The sequence below is a fragment of the Streptomyces sp. NPDC006174 genome (genome assembly GCF_040614075.1).
Taxonomy (GTDB): Bacteria; Actinomycetota; Actinomycetes; order Streptomycetales; family Streptomycetaceae; genus Streptomyces.
This window is the reverse complement of record NZ_JBEXTJ010000011.1, coordinates 184,820-207,090: the sequence shown is the minus strand read 5'-3', so window position 1 is coordinate 207,090 and position 22,271 is coordinate 184,820. Positions and strand designations below refer to the sequence as shown.

Below are 22,271 nucleotides of genomic sequence, written 5' to 3'. Positions count from 1 at the left end.
GTCAGTGGTGCGCCGTAGGGTGGTCGGGCTATGACGAAGCCATCCCTCCCCGAGCTCCTGCACGCCGCCGTCACCGCCGTCGGCGGTACGGAGCGCCCCGGCCAGGCCGCCATGGCCGAGGCCGTCGCCGAGGCGGTCGACGACCAAGCCCACCTGCTCGTCCAGGCGGGCACCGGCACGGGCAAGTCCCTCGGCTATCTGGTGCCGGCGCTGGCGCACGGGGAGCGGGTCGTCGTGGCCACGGCCACCCTCGCCCTCCAGCGCCAGCTGGTGGAGCGGGACCTGCCGCGCACGGTGGAGGCGCTGCATCCGCTGCTGCGCCGGCGCCCGCAGTACGCGATGCTCAAGGGCCGCTCCAACTACCTCTGCCTGCACCGGCTCCACGAAGGTGTCCCGCAGGACGAGGAGGAGGGGCTGTTCGACCAGTTCGAGGCGGCGGCGCCCTCCAGCAAGCTCGGCCAGGACCTGCTGCGGCTGCGGGAGTGGTCCAGCGATACGGAGACCGGCGACCGGGACGACCTCACGCCCGGCGTCTCGGACCGGGCCTGGGCGCAGATCTCGGTCTCCTCGCGCGAGTGCCTCGGTGCGACGAAGTGCGCGTACGGAGCGGAGTGCTTCGCTGAAGCGGCCCGGGAGCGCGCCAAGCTCGCCGATGTGGTCGTCACCAACCACGCGCTGCTCGCGATCGACGCCATCGAGGGCGCACCGGTGCTCCCGTCGCACGAGGTGCTGATCGTGGACGAGGCGCACGAGCTGGTCTCGCGGGTGACCGGGGTCGCCACTGGCGAGCTGACTCCGGCGCAGGTCAACCGGGCGGTCCGGCGTGCGGCCAAGCTCGTCAACGAGAAGGCCGCCGACGCGTTGCAGACCGCCGCCGAGGGATTCGAGCGCGTGATGGAGCTGGCGCTGCCGGGGCGGCTCGAGGAGGTGCCCGAGGACCTCGGGTACGCGCTGATGGCGCTGCGCGACGCGGCTCGTACGGTGATCTCCGCCATGGGCGCCACCCGCGACAAGTCCGTCCAGGACGAGGACGCCGTACGGAAGCAGGCCCTGGCCTCGGTCGAGTCGATCCACGGGGTCGCCGAGCGGATCACCCAGGGCTCGGAGTACGACGTCGTCTGGTACGAGCAGCACGACCGGTTCGGCGCCTCCGTACGGGTGGCGCCGCTCTCGGTCTCCGGGCTGCTGCGCGAGAAGCTCTTCACCGAGCGCTCGGTGGTCCTGACCTCTGCCACGCTGAAGCTCGGCGGCGACTTCAACGGCGTGGGCGCGTCCCTCGGGCTCGCTCCTGAGGGCATGGCGGGCGACGACATCCCGTCGTGGAAGGGGCTGGACGTCGGCTCTCCGTTCGACTATCCGAAGCAAGGCATCCTCTATGTCGCCCGGCATCTGAACACTCCGGGCCGCGAAGGCTCCCGTACGGACATGCTGGACGAGCTGGCGGAGCTGGTGGAGGCGGCGGGCGGCCGCACGCTGGGGCTGTTCTCCTCCATGCGCGGGGCCAAGGCGGCCGCCGAGGAGCTGCGCGGCCGGCTGGACAAGCCGATCCTGCTCCAGGGCGAGGAGACCCTCGGCGAGCTGATCAAGAACTTCGCCGCCGACCCGGAGACCTGCCTCTTCGGCACGCTCTCGCTCTGGCAGGGCGTGGATGTGCCGGGGCCGAGCTGTCAGCTGGTGGTCATGGACCGGATCCCGTTCCCGCGGCCGGACGACCCGCTGATGAGCGCCCGCCAGAAGGCGGTGGAGGAAGCCGGCGGCAACGGCTTCATGGCGGTGGCCGCGACGCACTCCGCGCTGCTGATGGCCCAGGGCGCGGGCCGCCTCGTCCGGGCCACGGGCGACAAGGGCGTCGTCGCCGTGCTGGACCCGCGCCTCGCCAACGCGCGGTACGGCAGCTATCTGCGCGCCTCCATGCCGGACTTCTGGTACACGACGGACCGCAACCAGGTGCGCCGCTCACTCGCCGCGATCGACGCCCTGGCCAAGGCGGACGGCAAGTAGGCCACCATGACGAAGCCCCGGGATCGCCGTAAAGCGTCCCGGGGCTCTTTCGTATCCGCCAGGTCGACCGACCGGCGCTCTTCACACCCGCCGCAGCACCGCCACCACCTTGCCGAGGATCGTCGCCTCGTCACCGGGGATCGGCTGGTACGCGGAGTTGTGCGGCAGCAGCCACACATGGCCGTCCTCACGGCGGAAGCGCTTGACCGTCGCCTCGCCGTCCAGCATCGCGGCGACGATGTCACCGTTCTCCGCGACGGGCTGGCGGCGCACGGTGACCCAGTCGCCGTCACAGATCGCGGCCTCGATCATCGAGTCACCGACGACCTTCAGGACGAACAGCTCACCGTCACCGACGAGCTGGCGCGGCAGCGGGAAGACGTCCTCGACCGACTCCTCCGCGAGGATCGGCCCACCGGCGGCGATCCGGCCCACCAGCGGAACGTACGACGCGGCGGGCTTGCCGGTGGTGTCGGTCGGCTGGGTGCTCGGCTGGTCCGATCCGCGCACCTCGTAGGCGCGGGGCCGGTGCGGGTCCCGCCGGAGGAACCCCTTGCGCTCCAGCGCCATCAGCTGATGGGCGACGGACGACGTGCTGGACAGGCCCACCGCCTGACCGATCTCCCGCATCGACGGCGGGTATCCCCGGCGCTGCACGGAGTCGCGGATGACCTCGATGACCCGCCGCTGCCGGTCCGTGAGTCCCGAGCTGTCCGCCCTGATCCCTGGCGGCCTCCCGGGCAAGGAGCGCCCGGGTCGCGCGGGCTCGGGCCCGTCCGTGTTCGTGACTGAGTCATTCATGGCATGCACCGGCTCAAGTCGGCTCTGGGAGCGGTGGTCCCGGGCGGTGATGGTGGCACTGTCTGCGGTCGTGGTCACGTCGGCCCCTCTCGAATGTTCTCCCTAGCTGGACAACGGTAGTAGCTTTCGAAAGGTTGCGCCAAACACACGTTCGAGTGAAAAACGAATAAAGGGCTGCCGTGATGCCTCCCGCAGGTGTATGAGCACGGAGCGGGCGGTGCGTACAAGGTTCGTACAGGGCCTGACCGTGGCCCTCGGCCAGTCTTTCATCCCGGGTCGGCACTCCCGGCCCCCGGCGGTTCGCGGACCGCGTGATTCCCGTACCCTCTTCCCTGGCCCGCGCTCCCTCCGGGCATCGTCCGGGGCGCGACACGCGGTAGGGCCGAGATTGCGACTCAACCCTAGATCTAGTGGTTGGATCGTCCCGGCCGCCCAGAAGTTGTGGTCCTGGGTTCATTCGGTCCAGAGCCATCGCCTATGCTGGGGACTGCCTCCGAGGAGCCCGCAAGGGCGTGCCGGAGAGGCTATTCAGTCGCGCTGTGAAGGAGGGTTGGGAGCCATGCACTGCCCCTTCTGCAGGCACCCCGACAGCCGGGTCGTCGACAGTCGCACCACCGACGACGGGACGTCGATCCGTCGCCGCCGCCAGTGCCCCGACTGCTCCCGCCGCTTCACCACGGTGGAGACGTGCTCGCTGATGGTGGTCAAGCGCAGCGGCGTGACCGAACCCTTCAGCCGTACCAAGGTCATCTCCGGCGTCCGCAAGGCATGCCAGGGACGGCCCGTCACGGAGGACGCCCTCGCCAAACTCGGCCAGCGGGTCGAGGAGGCGGTGCGCGCCACCGGCAGCGCCGAGCTGACCACCCATGATGTGGGTCTGGCCATACTCGGCCCCTTGCAGGAACTCGACCTCGTCGCGTACCTGCGCTTCGCGTCCGTCTACCGGGCGTTCGATTCCTTGGAAGACTTCGAGGCCGCCATCGTGGAATTGCGCGCGCAGCGGCCCTCCGCGGAGGACCACGGGAGCGGCGAGACCCTTGAGGTCCCCGCGCCCGCCATCGCCGCCGACTGAGCGGTACCCGCCCGTCACCGTCCGGATTCACGTCCGCCGGCCGGTGACCGGGCGCTTCAGGACCTGTTCCCGAGGCCGAGCGCGGCCCGCGGGACAACGGACACACACTGTGCCTGGGAAGAACTGGGCACTTCAGGGCGTTTTCGCCCACATATGGGAGGCGGCATGACAGAGACGGCGAGCGGCCCGGCACGAGGTTCCCGCACCAAGGGCGCCAAGGCGAGCAAGGGTCTGCGTATCGAGCGCATCCACACCACCCCCGGCGTGCATCCGTACGACGAGGTGGCGTGGGAGCGCCGTGACGTCGTCATGACCAATTGGCGCGACGGCTCGATCAACTTCGAGCAGCGTGGCGTCGAGTTTCCCGACTTCTGGTCGGTGAACGCGGTCAACATCGTCACCAGCAAGTACTTCCGCGGTGCGGTCGGCACGCCGCAGCGCGAGACCGGTCTCAAGCAGCTGATCGACCGGATCGTGAAGACGTACCGGAAGTCCGGCGAGGAGAACGCCTACTTCGCCTCTCCCGCGGACGCCGAGATCTTCGAGCACGAGCTGGCCTACGCCCTCCTGCACCAGGTCTTCAGCTTCAACTCCCCGGTCTGGTTCAACGTCGGAACGCCTCAGCCGCAGCAGGTGTCCGCCTGCTTCATCCTGGCCGTCGACGACTCCATGGAGTCGATCCTCGACTGGTACAAGGAAGAGGGCATGATCTTCAAGGGCGGCTCCGGCGCCGGCCTGAACCTCTCCCGTATCCGCTCCTCCAAGGAGCTGCTCTCCTCCGGCGGCAACGCCTCCGGCCCGGTCTCCTTCATGCGCGGTGCCGACGCCTCCGCCGGAACCATCAAGTCCGGTGGCGCCACCCGCCGCGCGGCCAAGATGGTCATCCTCGACGTCGACCACCCCGACATCGAGGCCTTCATCGAGACCAAGGTGAAGGAGGAGGAGAAGATCCGCGCCCTGCGTGACGCGGGCTTCGACATGGACCTGGGCGGCGACGACATCACGTCCGTCCAATACCAGAACGCCAACAACTCGGTCCGCGTGAACGACGAGTTCATGAAGGCCGTCGAGGCGGGCGGCAAGTTCGGGCTGCGCGCCCGGATGACCGGCGACGTCATCGAAGAGGTCGAGGCCAAGTCCCTCTTCCGCAAGATGGCCGAGGCCGCCTGGGCCTGCGCCGACCCCGGCATCCAGTACGACGACACCATCAACGCCTGGCACACCTGCCCGGAGTCCGGCCGGATCAACGGCTCGAACCCGTGCAGCGAGTACATGCACCTGGACAACACCTCGTGCAACCTCGCCTCGCTCAACCTGATGAAGTTCCTCAAGGACGACGGCCTGGGCAACCAGTCCTTCGAGTCCGAGCGCTTCTCCCAGGTCGTCGAGCTGGTCATCACCGCGATGGACATCTCGATCTGCTTCGCGGACTTCCCGACGCAGAAGATCGGCGAGAACACCCGCGCCTACCGTCAGCTGGGCATCGGCTACGCCAACCTCGGCGCCCTCCTGATGGCGACCGGTCACGCGTACGACAGCGACGGCGGCCGCGCCCTGGCCGGTGCCATCACCTCGCTGATGACGAGCACCTCGTACAAGCGCTCCGCCGAGCTGGCCGCGGTCGTCGGCCCGTACGACGGCTACGCCCGCAACGCCGAGCCGCACCAGCGCGTCATGAAGCAGCACTCCGACGCCAACGCCAAGGCCGTCCGCACCGACGACCTGGACGCCCCCGTCTGGGCCGCCGCGACGGAAGCCTGGCAGGACGTGATCCGGCTCGGCGCGAAGAACGGTTTCCGCAACGCGCAGGCCTCCGTCATCGCGCCCACCGGCACCATCGGTCTCGCGATGTCCTGCGACACCACCGGCCTGGAGCCCGACCTCGCCCTGGTCAAGTTCAAGAAGCTGGTCGGCGGCGGCTCGATGCAGATCGTCAACGGCACGGTGCCGCAGGCCCTGCGCCGCATGGGCTACCAGCCGGAGCAGATCGAGGCGATCGTCGCCCACATCGCCGAGAACGGCAACGTGATCGACGCGCCGGGCCTGAAGGCCGAGCACTACGAGGTCTTCGACTGCGCGATGGGCGAGCGCTCCATCTCCGCGATGGGCCACGTCCGGATGATGGCGGCCATCCAGCCGTGGATCTCCGGCGCGCTCTCCAAGACGGTCAACCTGCCGGAGACGGCCACCGTCGAGGACGTCGAAGAGGTCTACTTCGAGGCGTGGAAGCTGGGCGTCAAGGCGCTCGCGATCTACCGCGACAACTGCAAGGTCGGCCAGCCCCTCTCCGCCAAGACCAAGGACAAGGAGAAGGAAGAGGTCACCGCGGAGGCCGAGGAGACCATCCGTACGGCGGTCGAGAAGGTCATCGAGTACCGCCCGGTCCGCAAGCGCCTCCCCAAGGGCCGTCCCGGCATCACCACCTCCTTCACGGTGGGCGGCGCCGAGGGCTACATGACCGCCAACTCCTACCCGGACGACGGTCTCGGTGAGGTCTTCCTGAAGATGTCCAAGCAGGGCTCGACCCTCGCGGGCATGATGGACGCCTTCTCCATCGCCGTCTCGGTCGGTCTGCAGTACGGCGTCCCGCTGGAGACGTACGTCTCGAAGTTCACCAACATGCGCTTCGAGCCGGCCGGTATGACGGACGACCCGGACGTGCGGATGGCGCAGTCGATCGTCGACTACATCTTCCGCCGCCTGGCGCTCGACTTCCTGCCCTTCGAGACCCGCTCCGCCCTCGGCATCCACTCCGCCGAGGAGCGCCAGCGCCACCTCGACACCGGCTCGTACGAGCCGTCCTTCGAGGCGGACGTGGACACCGAGAGCCTGGCCCAGTCGGCACCGGTGCAGCCGCTGAAGGCGGTGGCGGCTCCCGTCGAGACCGCCGAGAAGCCGGCCCCGGCGACGGCGCACACCTCGGCCGAACTGGTCGAGATGCAGCTCGGCATCAGCGCGGACGCCCCGCTCTGCTTCTCCTGCGGTACGAAGATGCAGCGCGCCGGCTCCTGCTACATCTGCGAGGGCTGCGGCTCGACCAGCGGTTGCAGCTGACACCCGGCTGAGCGGTAGGTGACCGAAGGGGACCGGCCTCTGGCCGGTCCCCTTCGGCACACGCGGACGCAGGGTTGGCCGGAACTCGTCCATGCGGTTCAGGCCCCGGCGTCGCGGTTCCCCATCACCGCGGCGAACGCGTCGGGATCGGCGTCGAAGCCGCGTACGTCCGGACGGAACACCCACAGCCCCGAACCGGTACGGGAGAACTCCGCGACGACCGCCGCCGTCGACGGGCCGACGCCCGTGAAGTCGTCCTCCAGCAGGTTCGTGTAGCCCTCGCGGATCTGCACCGCGGTGGAGCCGACCTCGCCGAAGGTCTTGCGGCCCTCGCGCTGCTGGATGGCGACGCCGACGACCACCCGGCCGTACCGGTCGGCCAGCCTGCCCAGCTCGATCGTCATGACCTCGTCATAGCCGAACCCCTGGCCGGTCCTGCTGTCCCGGTTCAGCGTGATGGTGCCGTCCGGCGAGCGGCTGTCGAAGTGCACCAGGTACGCGGGGCTGCCGTACGGCGCGTCCGCCGGATAGGTCGCCGCGATGATGTCCAGGTCGACGTCCGGTTCACCGTGCGGGCTGGGATCCCATTTGATCCGTACTTCGACCTTCTCGATGTCCTTGTTGGGAGTGCTCACCGGACTTCCCCTCCTGGCCGACGGTCCCTGGACCGTTCTCATCATCCGATTCACCCGATCATGTACGGAACGGGCCGCGCCGCCAACTGCCTCTGTGGCGGCCGACGGAATCGGGCCATGCGCTCGGTGCTCGCCTCGCGAGCGACCGTGACTCCGGCCACGTTTCCGCCCCGTACGATGGCGCGGTGCTGGTGAAGTGGATTCGCTGTTCCGTGGTGGACCGTCATGGTTTCGAGCGGGGACAGCGGAAGTGGGCGGGGCTGCGCGGCGAGCCGGGGTTCAAGGGGCAGAGCGGCGGGTGGAGCCGAACGCGCCCCGGTGTCGCCCATGTCTTCGCTTTCTGGGAGAACCGCGTCTTCTACGACTCGTTCATGGCCCGCGGACACGACCGCCCGGCGACCGGCCAGGCGGGCACCTTCCGTGACATGCAGGTCATGCTCTTCGAGCGCCGCTTCGATGTGAAGACCGGTTTCGAGCCCCACTTCGCGGAGGCGGACGTCGTCCGGGTCGCACACAGCAGCGTCCACGAGGACCGGGCCGAGCACTTCGTGCTGATGCAGAAGCAGGTGTGGAACCCGGCGATGGCCGGTTCCCCCGGCATGGTGCGCGGAGTCTTCGGCGAGGCGCCCGGCAACGAGTTCCTCGTGCTCTCGATGTGGAAGGCGAGCGCCGAGCGCGGCAAGTACCGTGCCGACGGCGCACAGCGCCTGGGGGCCCGCGCGCAGACCGAGACGGATGTGGCCGCACTGACGGGCGACGTCGTGGAGCTGGAACCGTCCTGGACGGTCTGACGCCGCTCCTCATGGCTCACGCGTTCTCCCTGCGGATCGCGTGCGACCTCTGGGGGTCGCGCGTCGTCCCTGCGGATCGTGTGCGGTCCCTACAGACACGCGTGATCGCCGCACACCACCTAGGGTCGGTGCATGGCACGACCGCAGCGCATAGTCCTCGTCCGGCACGGCGAGTCCGAGGGCAACGCCGACGACACGGTGTACGAGCGGGAGCCCGACCACGCGCTCCGGCTCACCGCGACGGGCCTGCGGCAGGCCGAGGAGACCGGAGCGCGGCTGCGCGAGCAGTTCGGCGACGAGCGGGTGAGCGTCTACATCTCGCCCTACCGGCGCACCCACGAGACGTTCCGCGCCTTCGGCCTCGACCCCGCACGCGTCCGGGTCCGCGAGGAGCCCCGGCTGCGGGAGCAGGACTGGGGCAACTGGCAGGACCGGGACGACGTACGGCTCCAGAAGGCCTACCGGGACGCCTACGGGCACTTCTTCTACCGCTTCGCCCAAGGCGAGTCCGGCGCCGACGTCTACGACCGGGTCGGCGCCTTCCTGGAGAGCCTGCACCGGAGCTTCGAGGAGCCGGACCACCCCGAGAACGTCCTGCTCATCACGCACGGACTGACCATGCGGCTGTTCTGCATGCGCTGGTTCCACTGGTCGGTCGCCGAGTTCGAATCGCTTTCCAACCCGGGCAACGGCGAGGCGCGGACCCTGCTCCTCGGTGAGAACGGCCGCTACACCCTCGACCTGCCCTTCCGGCGCTGGCGCACCCCGGAACCGTACGGCCGTACGGGATAGAGTGGCTGTGCGATGACCGTTGATTCTGCTTCCGAGTGGCGCTTCGAACGCGCCCTGGCCAGCCTGCGTGGCCTGTCCGTGGGAGACGCCCTGGGCTCCCAGTTCTTCGTCCCGGTCAACTACCCGCTGCTCAAACAGCGCCTCCTGCCGCCCGGCCCCTGGCAGTGGACCGACGACACCGAGATGGCCGCCTCGGTCCTGGCCGTGCTCGCCGCCCACGGCCGTATCGACCAGGACGCGCTCGCGCACTCCTTCGCCGAGCACCACGACTTCGACCGCGGCTACGGACCGGCCGTGAACCGGCTGCTCCGGCTCGTACGGGAGGGTGGCGACTGGCGCGAGCTGGCCTCGGCGCTCTTCAACGGGCAGGGGTCGTGGGGCAACGGCTCGGCCATGCGGATCGCTCCGCTCGGTGCCTGGTACGCGGACGATCCGGAGCAGGCGACCCACCAGGCCGAGATCTCCTCGTACACCACGCACCAGCACCGTGAGGCCGTCGTCGGCGCGATGGCCGTCGCGGCCGCCGCCTCGCTCGCCGCCGCCCCGGACGGGCCGCCGAAGCCCGAGGAGCTGCTCGACGGCGTCATCGCGCTCGTGCCCCGCAGCGCGGTCGGCGCCGGGCTGCGCAGGGCCCGCGACATGCTCGACTACCAGGACGCCGGTACGGTCGCCGCGGTCCTCGGCAACGGCCGCCGGACCAGCGCCCACGACACCGTGCCGTTCGCCCTCTGGTCGGCGGCCAGGAGCCTCGGCGACTTCGAGGCGGCCTTCTGGCTGACGGCTCAGGCGGGCGGCGACGTCGACACGACCTGCGCCATCGTCGGCGGAGTCGTCGCCGCCGGCAGGACCGGCGCGCCGCCGGCCGACTGGCTGGCGCAGACGGAGGAGCCGCCCGGCTGGCTGGTCCCGGCGCACCACTGACCGTACGGATCCGGTGGCGGGCCGACCGTCTGTCACGGTCCTGCCACAGCCCTCACTCTGAGTGTTCGCGAACACCGGTTCGGGATTAACCTTTCGCCACGCCGCCCCTGGTCGATCCTCGCCGGTCGACCTCCATGGGCGCGCGCCGAATGAGATGCCGGGCCGACCCGCCGCCTGAGTGCGTGCGCGGGTGCCGGTGGGGGAGGGGGCCCATGTCCGAACAACCGTCAGAGGCGGGCGGAGCGTCCGGGTCGCCCGCTGCGTCAGATACGCCTGCGGACGCGAAGCCGACGGAAACGATGCCCGCCAAGCAGGCGTCACCGGCGGCCACCGAGCCCCCCGCCACCCCCGCGTACCTCCACGCCCAGCGGCAGCGGGCCCAAGGCGCGCAGCAGACCTGGCAGCCCGGTCAGCCCTGGCGGCCGCCCGCCAAGGGTCCCGGCGCGACGGCCAAGCTCCGTCCGGCCTCGCCGCCGCTGATCCCGCCCGCCGTCCTCTGGGCGGCGCTGGCCACCGCCGTACTCAGCGCGCTCCTCCTCGGCGACGGCCTCGGCGTGAACCTCCTGATCGTCGTCGTGCCCGCCGCCCTGGCCGCCGCTTTCGCCGCTCGGGCCGCGGGCCGCCGGCTGCGTCCCTGGTCCGCCGCCTGGGCCGTCGGCGGCCTCGCGCTGCTCGTGGTGCCCGCGCTCCGGGACGCGGGCTGGCCGACCTTCCTGGCCGTCGTGTCGGCCTTCGCGCTGGGCTCGCTCGCGCTGCACGGCAGCCGGACCTGGATCGGCGTCCTGCTCGGCTCCGTGGGCACGCTGGACTCGGTCGTGCCGGGCGCCCGGTGGGGCTGGCGCGGGGTACGGGAGCGGGCCGACGGCTCTCGGGGGCGGTGGGGCACGGCCGTACGCACCACGGCCGTGGCCCTCGGGCTCCTCGTGGTGTTCGGGACGCTCTTCGCCGGCGCCGACGCCGCCTTCGCCGACCTGCTGGGCCGGCTCACCCCTGATGTGTCGATCATCGACGGCCCGTTGCGGACGTTCCTCTTCGTCGTCGGGCTCCTGGGCGCGCTGGCCGCCGCGCGGACCGCCGCCGCACCCGTGCGCTGGGACGGTCTCACCGTCAAACCGGGCAAGCCCCGGGGACGTACGGAATGGGCTCTCCCGCTCATCGTCCTGAATCTGCTCTTCGCCGCGTTCATCACCCTTCAGCTCGTCGTCCTCCTCGGCGGCTACGACAAGGTGCGGGAACAGACCGGCCTCGACCACGCCGAGTACGCCCGCCAGGGCTTCTGGCAGCTGCTCTGGGCCACCCTGCTCACCCTTCTCGTGATCGCCCTGGCCCTGCGCTGGGCGCCGCGCGGCTCAGGCCGGGACCGGACGCTGGTACGCGCCGTCCTCGGCACCCTCTGCGTGCTCACCCTGGTCGTCGTCGCCTCGGCCCTGCGCCGCATGGATCTGTACGTCGACGAGTACGGGCTGACCCGTCTCCGGATCTCCGTGGCCGCGATGGAGCTCTGGCTCGGCGTCGTGTTCGTCCTGATCCTGGCCGCCGGCGTCTTCGGCGCCAGGTTCCTGCCGCGCGCGATCGCCGTCAGCGCCGGAGCCGCCGTCCTGGCCTTCGGGCTGATCTCTCCGGACGCGGTGGTCGCCGAACAGAACGTCCAGCGCTTCCGGGACGACCGCACCTCGATCGACCTCGACTACCTCAAGGACCTCTCCGCCGACGCCGTACCGGCCCTCGACACGCTGCCGGAGCCGCAGCGCTCCTGCGCGCTCCGGGTCATCCAGCGCGAGCTGCACACCTCCGACTCCCCTTGGTACGCCACCAGCTGGGGCGAGGCGCGGGCGCGGGAGATCCTCCGCGAGCGTCCCGCCGCCACCGATCGCGACACCTGCTACGGGCTGGGCACGGACGGCGTACGGGAGGGCGAGCGCGGCGGCTACGAGCAGGACCACGACGACTACGACCCCTACTGATCCCGCCCCGGGCCGGTACCGATCCGGCCACGGCCGGGGTCAGGCGGCCGAATCTCGGTGTGCACGGTGCCCCGGGGTGTTGCTGCCGTCGCTCTCGGCGTACGCTGGCTGGCGCCATGCCGTACGAACCACCCACGCACACCGTCGAGCGCTCGCTCCGCGCCACCACCGGCGCCAGAACCGTTGCCGGTGTCGACGAGGTCGGACGCGGGGCGTGGGCCGGACCCGTCACCGTCTGTGCCGCGGTCACCGGCCTGCGCCGACCGCCCGAAGGCCTCACCGATTCCAAGCTGTTGTCGCCCCGGCGGCGTGCCGAGCTCGCGCCCGTCCTGGAGAGCTGGGTCACCGCCCACGCCCTGGGCCACGCCTCTCCCGAGGAGATCGACGACCTCGGCATGACCGCCGCGCTCCGGCTCGCCGCCGTACGCGCGCTGGAAGGCCTGCCGGTCCGGCCCGACGCGGTGATACTCGACGGCAAGCACGACTACCTGGGCGTCCCCTGGAAGGTCCGTACGGTCATCAAGGGCGACCAGTCCTGCATCGCGGTGGCGGCCGCCTCGGTCATCGCCAAGGTGCACCGCGACCGGATGATGGCCGAGCTGGGCGGCGAGTCCGAGGAGTACACGGACTTCGCCTTCGGCGCCAACGCGGGATATCCCTCGCCGGTGCACCGGGCCGCGCTGGAGGAGCGGGGGCCGACGCCCCATCACCGCCTCTCCTGGGCGTATCTTGACGCGTTGCCGCGGTGGCAGCACCTGAAGAAGGTCCGTTTTTCCGCCGAGGCGGCCGCACTCGAAAGCGGGGGCCAGCTCGGCTTCGAATTCTGACCGCGCGCAGGCGCCCACCAGCGATGCCGACCGATGACGTCGGCCCACGACAGACCACCTTCCTGCCTCTCTTCCTCCAGGAGCCTCAGATTCACGAGAGTGCCCAGGGTCCCCGCGTCACCCCGGCCGCCGGCCGAACCGCGCCGACCCCCCGTCCCGTACCAGGTCCGCGTTCCGCGGCCACGCCGCGTCCCGGCCGTCCGGGCCCCGGCCCCGCGCGCCCCACGCCTCCGGCACCGCGCGCACACCCCGCACCCGTACCCGCGCCTTCGGCGCCCCAGGGCGTTCCGAGTCGGCCGGAGAATCGTTCCGGACCGCAGCTCCAGCTGATCCCGGCCCCGGCCGGCGGAGCGCTCGACGCGGCCGAGGAAGCGGTCGACCTGCTGCTGGAGTCCGGCCGCGCGCCGGGCGACATCCTGGTCCTCACCACCGGCGAGCAGCACCCGTGGGCCACCCACGAGCTGTCCTTCGGCGAGACCGCGTACTGGGCCCAGCAGGACGCCGGCGACGACGTCTTCTTCGCGGACGCCTCCGCGGTCGACCGGGCCAAGCCCCGGCCCGTGGTCGTCGTGGCGGTCAACGGCGAGGCCGGTGACACCGCCGCCCGCGCGCTGCCCGTCGCGCGTGACCGTGCCGCCGCGCTGCTGATCGTCTGCGGAGACACGCAGACGATCAACGCCGCACTCGGCGCGGGTGTCTGAACCGTCGTAACGGTCGTACGCAGGAGCCCCGGTCGCCGTCACGGGCGGCCGGGGCTCAGCTTCCGGTGGGCTCTCCGCTCACCGGGCGGCCGAGCGGCGCAGCGCCTCGGCCGAGCCGCCGCCGGTCCGCGTCAGCGCGGGCTGCTGCTCGGCGACGAGGTCGGCCAGCGGGGCCGGCGGCGACAGCGAGCTGGGCCGCCGTCCGCCCCGCCCTTCCCCGAGCACCTGCCAGCCGCCGCCGGTCAGCGTGATGTACGCACCGCACCGCAACCCGTGCAACGTGCACGCGTCTCGCAGCCCCCACATCCACGCGCCGTCCTCCTCCGTCCACCGCTCGTCGCCGTCACGGCAGTAGAGAAGTACGGCTGTACGCACCGGAGTACGGCGGCGCAGATCGTGCGGGATGACCCGCCGCAGCTGCGCGAGCAGAGCGTTGCGGAAGTCCCAGCCGTCCGCCGCCGCGCTGTCCCGGCGCGTGAACGAGGCGCTCGCCGTGAGCCGTTCCTCGTGATCGAGGACCGCGACCACGGCGGTGGCCGGCGTCGGCCGGTGGCGGGAGTGCAGCCCGCTGACGACCTCGCGCGGATTGCTCAGCAGCGGTATGCCCGCAGAGGCCCACTCGGCGGGTTCGAGCAGCCGGGCAAGGCGGTTGACGGAGTCCGCGGCACCTGGTGGGGTCGAGAACGCCGCTATCGAAGTGGCTGAGGACGGGGCGAATCCGAAGGTCATGGTCCTCCCTTCGCTACGCGCCCACGGTGCGGGCAGGGTCGGGTGAGGGCGCGCCGCGGCACAGCCCTTCCGGGCCCGACGAGAACTGTGCGGGGAGCGGTACCAATTCTTCCTGGCGCACCGGCGGGCGGCAACGAGCAATTGACGACGCTGACGGGTATCGGCCGGAATGCTACTGATATCCCTGCCCAGCTCCGGCCGGATGACGCCTCCCGTCACCCCTGAACCGCGAGGACCAGCGGACATACCCCCTGAGCTCCGGCCCGCCGCAGCAGCCGCGCGGCGACGGCCAGCGTCCAGCCGGTGTCGGACAGGTCGTCCACGAGTAGGACCGGACCGCCGGCGGACTCCAGCGCCTGTGCCAGCTCCGGCTCGACGGTCAGCGCCTCGTGCAGGGCCCGCACCCGCTGTGCGCTGTTGGTCTGCGACATCGTCAGATCCCCGGTGCCCGGCGCGTATGTCACCGTCCCGAGCAGGGGCATGCGGCCGATCTCGGCGATGCGCCGGCCGAGGGACTCCACCAGTTGCGGCCGGTGGCGAGAGGCGACGGTGACCACACCGACCGGCCTGGGAGCGGCGTCGGCTGCACCGGAGGCCCAGCCGCCGGGACCCTTGGCCCAGTCCGCGAGCACGGTGACCACGGCGTCCGTGACATCGTCGGGCACCGGCGCGTCCGGTGCCTGTGCCGCCAGCATGGGGCGCAGCCGGTTGCCCCAGCCGATATCGGAGAGACGGCCGAGCGCCCGTCCGGGAGAGGAGACTTCACCGGCGGGGATACGTCCCTTGAGGTCGACGCCCACCGCGGACAGACCGGTGGGCCACATCTTGCGGGGCGCCACCTCCACCCCCGGCCGGCCCAGCTCGCTGCGAGCACCGTCCAGAGCCGCGGTGGAGACCTTGTCGTCGAAGCGGGCGCCCGCGCAGTTGTCACAGCGCCCGCACGCGGTGGCTTCCTCGTCGTCCAGCCGCAGTCGCAGGAACTCCATCCGGCATGCCGTCGTGGTGGCGTAGTCCCGCATGGCCTGCTGCTCGGCGGCCCGCTGCCTGGCGACCCAGGCGTAGCGCTCGGAGTCGTAGACCCACGGCTTGCCGGTGGAGATCCAGCCGCCCTTGACCCGCTTCACCGCGCCGTCGACGTCCAGCACCTTGAGCATCGTCTCCAGGCGCGTCCGCCGAAGATCGACCAGGGGCTCCAGCGCGGGCAGGGAGAGCGGCCGTTCCGAGCCGGCCAGAGCGTCGAGGGTGCGGCGCACCTGCTCCTCGGGAGGGAAGGCGACCGAGGCGAAGTACTGCCAGATCGCCTCGTCCTCCTTGCCGGGGAGCAGCAGCACCTCGGCGTGCTCGACCCCGCGCCCCGCGCGGCCGACCTGCTGGTAGTACGCGATGGGGGAGGAGGGCGAACCCAGGTGCACGACGAAGCCGAGGTCGGGCTTGTCGAACCCCATGCCCAGCGCGGAGGTGGCGACCAGCGCCTTGACACGGTTGGCCAGCAGGTCGTCCTCGGCCTGCTGGCGGTCCGCGTTCTCCGTCCGGCCGGTGTAGGAGGCCACCGGATGCCCGTTCTGCCGCAGATAGGCCGTGACCTCCTCGGCCGCCGCGACCGTCAGCGTATAGATGATCCCGGAACCGGGCAGCTCTCCGAGGTGGTCGCCCAGCCAGGCCAGCCGGTGCGCGGCGTTGGGGAGCTGCAGCACGCCGAGGCTCAGGCTCTCCCGGTCCAGCGGACCACGAAGGACCAGCGCGTCCGTGCCGGCGCCTGTCCCCAGCTGTTCCGCCACGTCCGCCGTCACGCGCGCGTTCGCCGTGGCGGTGGTGGCCAGCACCGGCACGCCGGCCGGGAGATCGGCGAGCATGGTCCGCAGCCGTCGGTAGTCCGGGCGGAAGTCGTGACCCCAGTCGGAGATGCAGTGCGCCTCGTCGACCACCAGAAGCCCGGTCGCGGCGGAGAGCCGGGGCAGCACCTGGTCCCGGAAATCGGGATTGTTCAGCCGCTCGGGGGAGACGAGGAGGACGTCGACCTCACCGGCCGCCACTTCGTCCTGGACGCTCTCCCACTCCTCCGTGTTGGACGAATTGATCGTGCGGGCGCTGATCCCCGCCCGCGCGGCCGCCGCGACCTGGTTGCGCATCAGCGCCAGCAGCGGCGAGACGATCACGGTCGGGCCGCTGCCCTGCGCGCGCAGCAGAGAGGTCGCCACGAAGTAGACGGCGGACTTGCCCCATCCGGTGCGCTGCACGACCAGCGCCCGACGCTTGTCGGCGACGAGCGCCTCGATCGCCAGCCACTGGTCCTCACGCAGCCGGGCCTCACCCGTGGCATCCCCGATGAGGCGGGCGAGGACGGAGTCGGCCGAAGCCCTGAGTGCTGCGCGATCTGCGTTGGTCATCCCCCCATGCAACCCGATGACGACCACAAACCGCGAACGGCGTGGCGAGCCTGTGGATAACGTTATCCACAGGGGTCGCGGGATCCGGCGGCGCGCGGGACCGTCGAGCCATGAACAAGCACCAGGAATCCACCGGCTCCTCCGACGGTCAGCAGATCACCCTGCGCGGCCCCGCCGAACTCGCCGACGCCCTTCCGTATCTGATGGGCTTCCATCCCGACGACAGCGTCGTGATGGTGGCCCTGCACGGCGGCCGGGGCCGGTTCGGCGGCCGCCTCCGGCTCGGCATTCCGCGAGCGCCCGGTGAGTGGGGGCCGGTCGCCGAGCAGCTGGCGGAGAGCCTGATCTCCGGCAGCGAGCGGCGCGGCGACCGGCCCGACGCGATCGTGATCTTCCTCTGCCAGGACTCGCCGGACGGTGCGAGCGGCCCTGCGACCATGGAGCGCCTGCGGCCGCTCGCGCAGAGCCTGCGTACGGCGTGCGGGGCGCTCGACGTGCCCGTGCTCGAAGCGCTCTGCATCTCGGACGGCCGGTACTGGTCCTACTGCTGCCCCGACACCCGGTGCTGCCCGCACGAGGGAAAGTCTCTGGCCCTGCCCGGTACGACGGTGATGGCCGCGGCGGCGACCTACGCGGGAATCCAGGTACGCGGGACGCTGCGCGAGATGGAGGCGCGCCTCGCGCCCTGGCACAAGCCGGACGAGGCATCCGCGCAGCTCCAGGCGCTGGACCGGGCCGCGGCGTCGCTGGTGCCGAGGATCCTGGACGAGCACGCGAAGGCCCGGGTGGCGAAGGAGACCCTCACGCTCGCCCACGCACTCATGGACCGCCTAGGGAAGGCGCTGTCCGCTCCGGAAGCCGTCTCCGACTTCCGGGACGACCAGCTGATCACCGAGGACGAGGCCGCCGCCGTCATCCTCGGCCTTCAGGACCGGGAGACCCGTGACAAGGCTGCGGCCTGGATGGAAGGCCCCGACGGCCACCACGCGCTGAGGCTCTGGCGGACGCTCGCCCGCCGCTGCGTCGGTCCGTTCGGCGAGCACGCGGCGGCTCCGCTGACCCTGGCGGGCTGGGTCTCCTGGTCCACCGGCGACGAGCCCGCCGCACGGGTCGCACTGTCCATGGCGCTCCGCGCGGACCCGGAGTACACGTTCGCGCAGCTGCTGCACCGGGCCTGCAACGAGGGCCTGGACCCGGAGACCCTGCGCCGCTGCCTGCGCGGCGACGCCACGGGCTCCGATACGGCGGTCCCGGACGCGGAGGAGCCGGGAACCGGTCCCGCCAGGGCCCCCGCCCTGCATGTCCGCAGCGTCAGGCCGGCGACGAACCGGTCACGGCGACGCGGAAGCGGCCACCGGACCACGAACCCGCCGGGGCGCACACCGGCGGTGGCCACCGCCCGGACCGGCCCCGGAGCGCCGGCAGGACGCCGGGTGCGCGATGTCAGGCGATACGGCAGGCGGGGCACGGGGACGCGGCGCTGAGGTCGGCGGGGCTGCGGGGTGCGCAGGGCGGCGGCGCGTTTCCGGCTCCCTCCACACCCCGCCCGCACACAGGATTCCTCTGATCACCGGAGTACCCGAAGGGAGTGTTTATCGTCAGGCAGACGACTATGATCGCGGCATGCCGCCCTACGACCCGTCGACCTTCCCGCCCTTCGCCGTCACCGTGGACCTGGTCGTGCTCACGGTGCGCCGTCACGCGCTCTGTGCGCTGGTGGTCCGCCGTGGGGAGACCCCGTTCCAGGGCCGGTGGGCGCTGCCCGGCGGTTTCGTCCGGGCCGACGAGGATCTCGGATCCGCGGCGGCGCGTGAGCTCGTCGAGGAGACGGGGCTGTGCGCCCACGATCCGGCGAGGCCGGCCGTCGGCAACGGTGCGCATCTCGAGCAGCTGGCCACCTACGGGGACCCGGCACGGGACCCCCGGATGCGGGTCGTCAGCGTCGCCCACCTCGCCCTCGCGCCGGATCTGCCCGCGCCACGGGCCGGCGGTGACGCCCACAGCGCGCGCTGGGCGCCCGTGGAGGATCTGCTCAGGGAGGGTGAGCAGGCAACGCCGCTCGCCTTCGACCACGCGCGGATCCTCGCCGACGGCGTGGAGCGCGCCCGCTCCAAGATCGAGTACTCCTCGCTGGCCACGGCGTTCTGCCCGCCGGAGTTCACGGTCGGAGAGCTGCGCCGGGTGTACGAAGCGGTGTGGGGTGTGGTCCTCGACCCCCGTAACTTCCACCGCAAGGTCACCGGCACTCCCGGATTCCTGGTGCCGTCCGGCGGAACCACCACACGGCAGGGCGGCCGGCCCGCGCAGCTGTTCCGGGCCGGTGCGGCCACCGTGCTCAATCCGCCGATGCTGCGGCCGGAGGTCTGACGGCGGGTTCCGTGGCGACCCGAGCGATGCGGAACACCCGCGGGTCCACTGCTGCACGAAAAGTCGGAAATGTCGCGTTATGTTGCTGCGGTACCCCTCTGCCGCCGAGCGGTCTCACCTTCCGTGAGAGAACGCGAGAGAAGCGATGCTCCAGGCCATCGGACTCACCAGCACCCCCCGTCGCGACGCTCCTCCCGCCGTGGACGACCTGACCTTCGAGGCTCCGCCCGGCCGTGTCACCGCTCTGCTCGGCGCCCCCGGTTCCGGCAAGACCGCGGCCCTGCGGCTCATGCTCGAACTCGACTCCGGCCGAGGCGTCGCCTACTTCCGCGGCCGGCCGCTGCACCGCATCGCCCACCCGGCCCGCGAGGTGGGCGTCCTGCTCGGTGACGTACCGGGGCATCCGTCCCGTACGGCTCGTGGCCAGCTCCGGATGCTCTGCGCCGCCGCCGGAACGCCCGCGACCCGAGCCGACGAGATGCTCGAAGTCGTGGGCCTCGCCGGGCTCGGCGACCAGCGGCTCGGCACTCTGTCGGTGGGGATGGACCGCCGCCTCGGTCTCGCCTCCGCCCTGCTCGGCGACCCGCACACCCTCGTCCTGGACGAACCGGCGGAGGGCCTCTCCCCGCGCGAGAACAGCTGGTTGTACGGGCTGCTGCGCGCCCACGCGGCGCAGGGCGGAACGGTCCTGTACGCCACCGCCGACCCCAAGGAGGCCGCCCGCACCGCCGATCACGTCGTCACCGTCGACGGCGGTCGGCTCGTCGCGGACCAGGAGGTCGCCGACTTCGCCCGCACCCGCCTCCGTCCCCGCGTCGCCGTCCGCACCCCGCATGCGGCCCGGCTCGCCGCGGTCGTCAGCAGAGAGGCCCGCGCCGCACAGCGCTCGGTCGAGGTGGTCCCCGAGCCGAACGGACGGCTCACCGTGTACGGCTCCACCTGCGCCGAGGTCGGGGACACCGCCTTCCGGCACGGCGTCCCGGTCCACCAACTCGCCGACGAGATCGGCGACACCGGCCCCGCCGCCCCACCGCCGCACACCAGTGAGGCCCGGCAGCCCTCCGCCGCCGCCCTCTCCGAACTGCCGCCGCCGATCCGCGCCCGCCCGGCCCGCGGCCCGCTGCGCCCGCTCCGCTACGAGCTGCGGCGCTCCCTCGGCGTACGGACGACGACCGTGATCATGGCGTCCGTACTCCTCGTCTCCGCCGCGCTCTCCGTCCTGCTCGCCCGCACCGGCTCCACGCCCCTGCCGCGCGCACTCGCCGCCTGGCCCGAGCTGCTGCCGCTGCCGCCCGCCGCCCTGGGCGCGGGCATCCTGGGCGCGCTCTCCTTCGGCGACGAGTTCCGCTACCCGGCGCTCGCCGCCGGACGCGGCACCGTGCCACGGAGGATCGGCCTGCTGGTGGCCAAGCTGACGGTGACCGCGGGCTTCGCCCTTCTGCTGGCCACGCTCACCGTGGTCTGCGGCGCGCAGAGCCTCCGGCTCTTCTACGGGCCGGAGTTGATCATCGTTCCGGCCAATGCCGTGGCGCTCGGCGCGAGTTGGGCATGCCTGGCGGTGGGCTGCGCCTGGGCAGGGCTGCTGGCAGCGGGAGTCTTCCGGGTGGCCGGGGCCGGGATCGCCGCCGTACTGGCTGTTCCGGTGCTGGTGGTTCCGCTGGTGCAGAAGGTGTTCGAGGCCCCGTCCGCGCGTTCGGTCACCGGACTTCCGGGCAGGCTGCGCGAACTGGCCTGGTGGCAGCTGCCGCAGGAGGCCGACCGCTGGGTCCTGGCCGTCGCGCGGGTGGTCGCGCAGCCCGTGGGAGCGGCGCTCACCCTGTCGTTGTCCGCCCTGATCTGTGCGTATCTGTTCACCAGCCTTCGCGGAAAGGTGCGTTGGTGATCACGGCGGTCCGGCGGCGAGGAGAGGAGCTCGTAACTCCCTAGGAAATGCCTGGTTCATGCGTATATGGCGTCAATTGCGGCGCGGGCGCCGATCACCCTTTCGTGTGCTTTTCACCAAAGACCTCAAGGGGTGGACGAGCCGCGCCGACAAAGGATGCGTGAGTACCCTTGCGCACACCATGATGACCGCCGCCCGCTCCGCCGATTCCGGCCTGGCCGGCTCGGGCGAACTCGACCGCTATCCCTATACGGAGGCGCCGGCCGGCGAGCGCGCCGCGGCCCGGCCCTGGGGCGGTTCCGATTCCGAGTTGGGGCGGGCGAGCCGACGGGGCGCGGCCAGCCGCGGACGCGGTCTGCACGGCCAACTCGTCCAGCAGCTGGGCCAGATGATCGTCTCCGGCGACCTCGGCGCGGACCGCCCGCTCGTTCCCGAGGAGATCGGCCAGCGTTTCGAGGTCTCCCGCACCGTCGTACGCGAGTCCCTGCGCGTCCTGGAGGCCAAGGGGCTGGTCAGCGCGCGTCCCAATGTGGGTACGCGGGTCCGTCCGGTCAGCGACTGGAACCTGCTGGACCCCGACATCATCGAGTGGCGGGCCTTCGGCCCGCAGCGCGACGACCAGCGCCGCGAGCTGGCCGAGCTGCGCTGGACCATCGAGCCCCTCGCCGCCCGCCTCGCAGCCGGGCACGGCCGCGAGGACCTCCAGCAGCGCCTCGGCGACATGGTGGAGATCATGGGACACGCGATGGGCCAAGGGGACGCGATCACGTTCTCCCGCGCCGACGCCGAGTTCCACGCCCTCCTCATCCAGGCCGCGGGCAACCGGATGCTCGAACACCTCTCCGGCATCGTCTCGGCCGCGCTGCACGTCTCCGGCGGCCCGGTCACCGGCTGTGACCGCCCGGGCGACGCCTCGCTCGCCCACCACGCGCGCATCGCCGACGCCCTGGCGTCGGGCGACTCCGCGGGCGCCGAGGCGGCCATGCGCCAACTGCTCGTCGTCCACCCCGACGTGGAGCGCGTCGTTCCCGCGCCTCGCGAGCAGAACTGACCGGTCCTCGGCCGGGGTGGACAGGCCTAGGGCCTGTCGTCAGACTGCCGCCTGCCGCGCGGCGCATGGCACGCACTCCCCATACTCTCGGCTTCGCTTGAGCAGGGGGAACCGCCTCCGGCGTTGCCGACATGGCCAAGTAGCTCCTTCCCCAAGCTCTCAACTACGTTCGAGCAGGGGAGGCCCCATCCGAGACCGTTCCGGCGCCTTGCGATCGCACGCACCATCGGCCGCGCGGCCGCCCTCCGGGCGACGACGGCAGTCTGACGACAGGCCCTGTGCCGCCGGATCGCACG

Annotated in this window: 17 protein-coding genes; 13 read left to right on the top strand and 4 right to left on the bottom strand. The window is 71.7% G+C overall.

Annotated elements, in window-relative coordinates:
* Positions 1-30 precede the first annotated feature (30 nt).
* Positions 31-2,001: an ATP-dependent DNA helicase gene (locus tag ABZ267_RS24840; RefSeq protein ID WP_356749142.1), complete on the top strand. Its 1,971-nt coding sequence runs from the start codon at positions 31-33 to the stop codon at positions 1,999-2,001.
* An 81-nt stretch (positions 2,002-2,082) separates the two neighbouring features.
* On the opposite strand, the gene lexA is transcribed toward ABZ267_RS24840, so the two are convergent.
* Entirely contained in the window at positions 2,083-2,880 is a 798-nt protein-coding gene (gene lexA, locus ABZ267_RS24835; protein WP_356749140.1) for a transcriptional repressor LexA, read from the bottom strand.
* Between the two features lie 481 nt (positions 2,881-3,361).
* Between lexA and nrdR the strand changes: the two genes are divergently transcribed.
* Positions 3,362-3,874 (top strand): transcriptional regulator NrdR, encoded by a 513-nt coding sequence (gene nrdR / locus ABZ267_RS24830; protein WP_356749138.1) that lies wholly within the window; start codon positions 3,362-3,364, stop codon positions 3,872-3,874.
* A 165-nt stretch (positions 3,875-4,039) separates the two neighbouring features.
* Positions 4,040-6,928, top strand: coding sequence for a vitamin B12-dependent ribonucleotide reductase (locus ABZ267_RS24825; protein ID WP_356749136.1), 2,889 nt, complete (start codon positions 4,040-4,042; stop codon positions 6,926-6,928).
* A 98-nt stretch (positions 6,929-7,026) separates the two neighbouring features.
* Here ABZ267_RS24825 and ABZ267_RS24820 read toward each other — a convergent pair whose 3' ends face one another.
* On the bottom strand, positions 7,027-7,563 hold the full coding sequence (locus ABZ267_RS24820; RefSeq protein WP_356749134.1) for a TerD family protein: 537 nt from the start codon (positions 7,561-7,563) through the stop codon (positions 7,027-7,029).
* A gap of 185 nt (positions 7,564-7,748) precedes the next feature.
* Between ABZ267_RS24820 and ABZ267_RS24815 the strand changes: the two genes are divergently transcribed.
* From ABZ267_RS24815 to ABZ267_RS24790, 6 genes are all read left to right on the top strand, one after another.
* Complete coding sequence (locus tag ABZ267_RS24815; RefSeq protein ID WP_356749133.1) at positions 7,749-8,354, top strand: YdbC family protein; 606 nt, start codon at positions 7,749-7,751, stop codon at positions 8,352-8,354.
* A gap of 132 nt (positions 8,355-8,486) precedes the next feature.
* Positions 8,487-9,146, top strand: a complete 660-nt coding sequence (locus tag ABZ267_RS24810; RefSeq protein WP_356749131.1) for a histidine phosphatase family protein — start codon at positions 8,487-8,489, stop codon at positions 9,144-9,146.
* Between the two features lie 12 nt (positions 9,147-9,158).
* Complete coding sequence (locus ABZ267_RS24805) at positions 9,159-10,067, top strand: ADP-ribosylglycohydrolase family protein (protein WP_356749129.1); 909 nt, start codon at positions 9,159-9,161, stop codon at positions 10,065-10,067.
* Between the two features lie 212 nt (positions 10,068-10,279).
* Positions 10,280-12,031, top strand: a complete 1,752-nt coding sequence (locus ABZ267_RS24800; RefSeq protein WP_356749128.1) for a DUF4153 domain-containing protein — start codon at positions 10,280-10,282, stop codon at positions 12,029-12,031.
* A gap of 116 nt (positions 12,032-12,147) precedes the next feature.
* Complete coding sequence (locus ABZ267_RS24795) at positions 12,148-12,858, top strand: ribonuclease HII (RefSeq protein ID WP_356749126.1); 711 nt, start codon at positions 12,148-12,150, stop codon at positions 12,856-12,858.
* Between the two features lie 62 nt (positions 12,859-12,920).
* Positions 12,921-13,559: a hypothetical protein gene (locus ABZ267_RS24790; RefSeq protein WP_356749249.1), complete on the top strand. Its 639-nt coding sequence runs from the start codon at positions 12,921-12,923 to the stop codon at positions 13,557-13,559.
* Positions 13,560-13,637: 78 nt separating this feature from the next.
* Here ABZ267_RS24790 and ABZ267_RS24785 read toward each other — a convergent pair whose 3' ends face one another.
* Positions 13,638-14,288, bottom strand: coding sequence for a hypothetical protein (locus ABZ267_RS24785; protein WP_356749124.1), 651 nt, complete (start codon positions 14,286-14,288; stop codon positions 13,638-13,640).
* 215 nt (positions 14,289-14,503) lie between these two features.
* Complete coding sequence (locus tag ABZ267_RS24780; protein WP_356749122.1) at positions 14,504-16,675, bottom strand: RecQ family ATP-dependent DNA helicase; 2,172 nt, start codon at positions 16,673-16,675, stop codon at positions 14,504-14,506.
* A 110-nt stretch (positions 16,676-16,785) separates the two neighbouring features.
* Between ABZ267_RS24780 and ABZ267_RS24775 the strand changes: the two genes are divergently transcribed.
* The 4 genes from ABZ267_RS24775 to ABZ267_RS24760 all read left to right on the top strand — a co-directional run bounded on the left by ABZ267_RS24775 (position 16,786) and on the right by ABZ267_RS24760 (position 21,975).
* Positions 16,786-18,159, top strand: a complete 1,374-nt coding sequence (locus tag ABZ267_RS24775) for a DUF4192 domain-containing protein (protein WP_356749121.1) — start codon at positions 16,786-16,788, stop codon at positions 18,157-18,159.
* A 139-nt stretch (positions 18,160-18,298) separates the two neighbouring features.
* Positions 18,299-19,042 carry an NUDIX domain-containing protein gene (locus tag ABZ267_RS24770; RefSeq protein WP_356749119.1) on the top strand — a complete coding sequence of 248 codons (744 nt, stop codon included), beginning with the start codon at positions 18,299-18,301 and terminating at the stop codon, positions 19,040-19,042.
* A gap of 145 nt (positions 19,043-19,187) precedes the next feature.
* Entirely contained in the window at positions 19,188-20,924 is a 1,737-nt protein-coding gene (locus ABZ267_RS24765; protein ID WP_356749117.1) for an ATP-binding cassette domain-containing protein, read from the top strand.
* A 160-nt stretch (positions 20,925-21,084) separates the two neighbouring features.
* Positions 21,085-21,975 carry a FadR/GntR family transcriptional regulator gene (locus ABZ267_RS24760; protein WP_356749115.1) on the top strand — a complete coding sequence of 297 codons (891 nt, stop codon included), beginning with the start codon at positions 21,085-21,087 and terminating at the stop codon, positions 21,973-21,975.
* Positions 21,976-22,271: the final 296 nt, after the last annotated feature.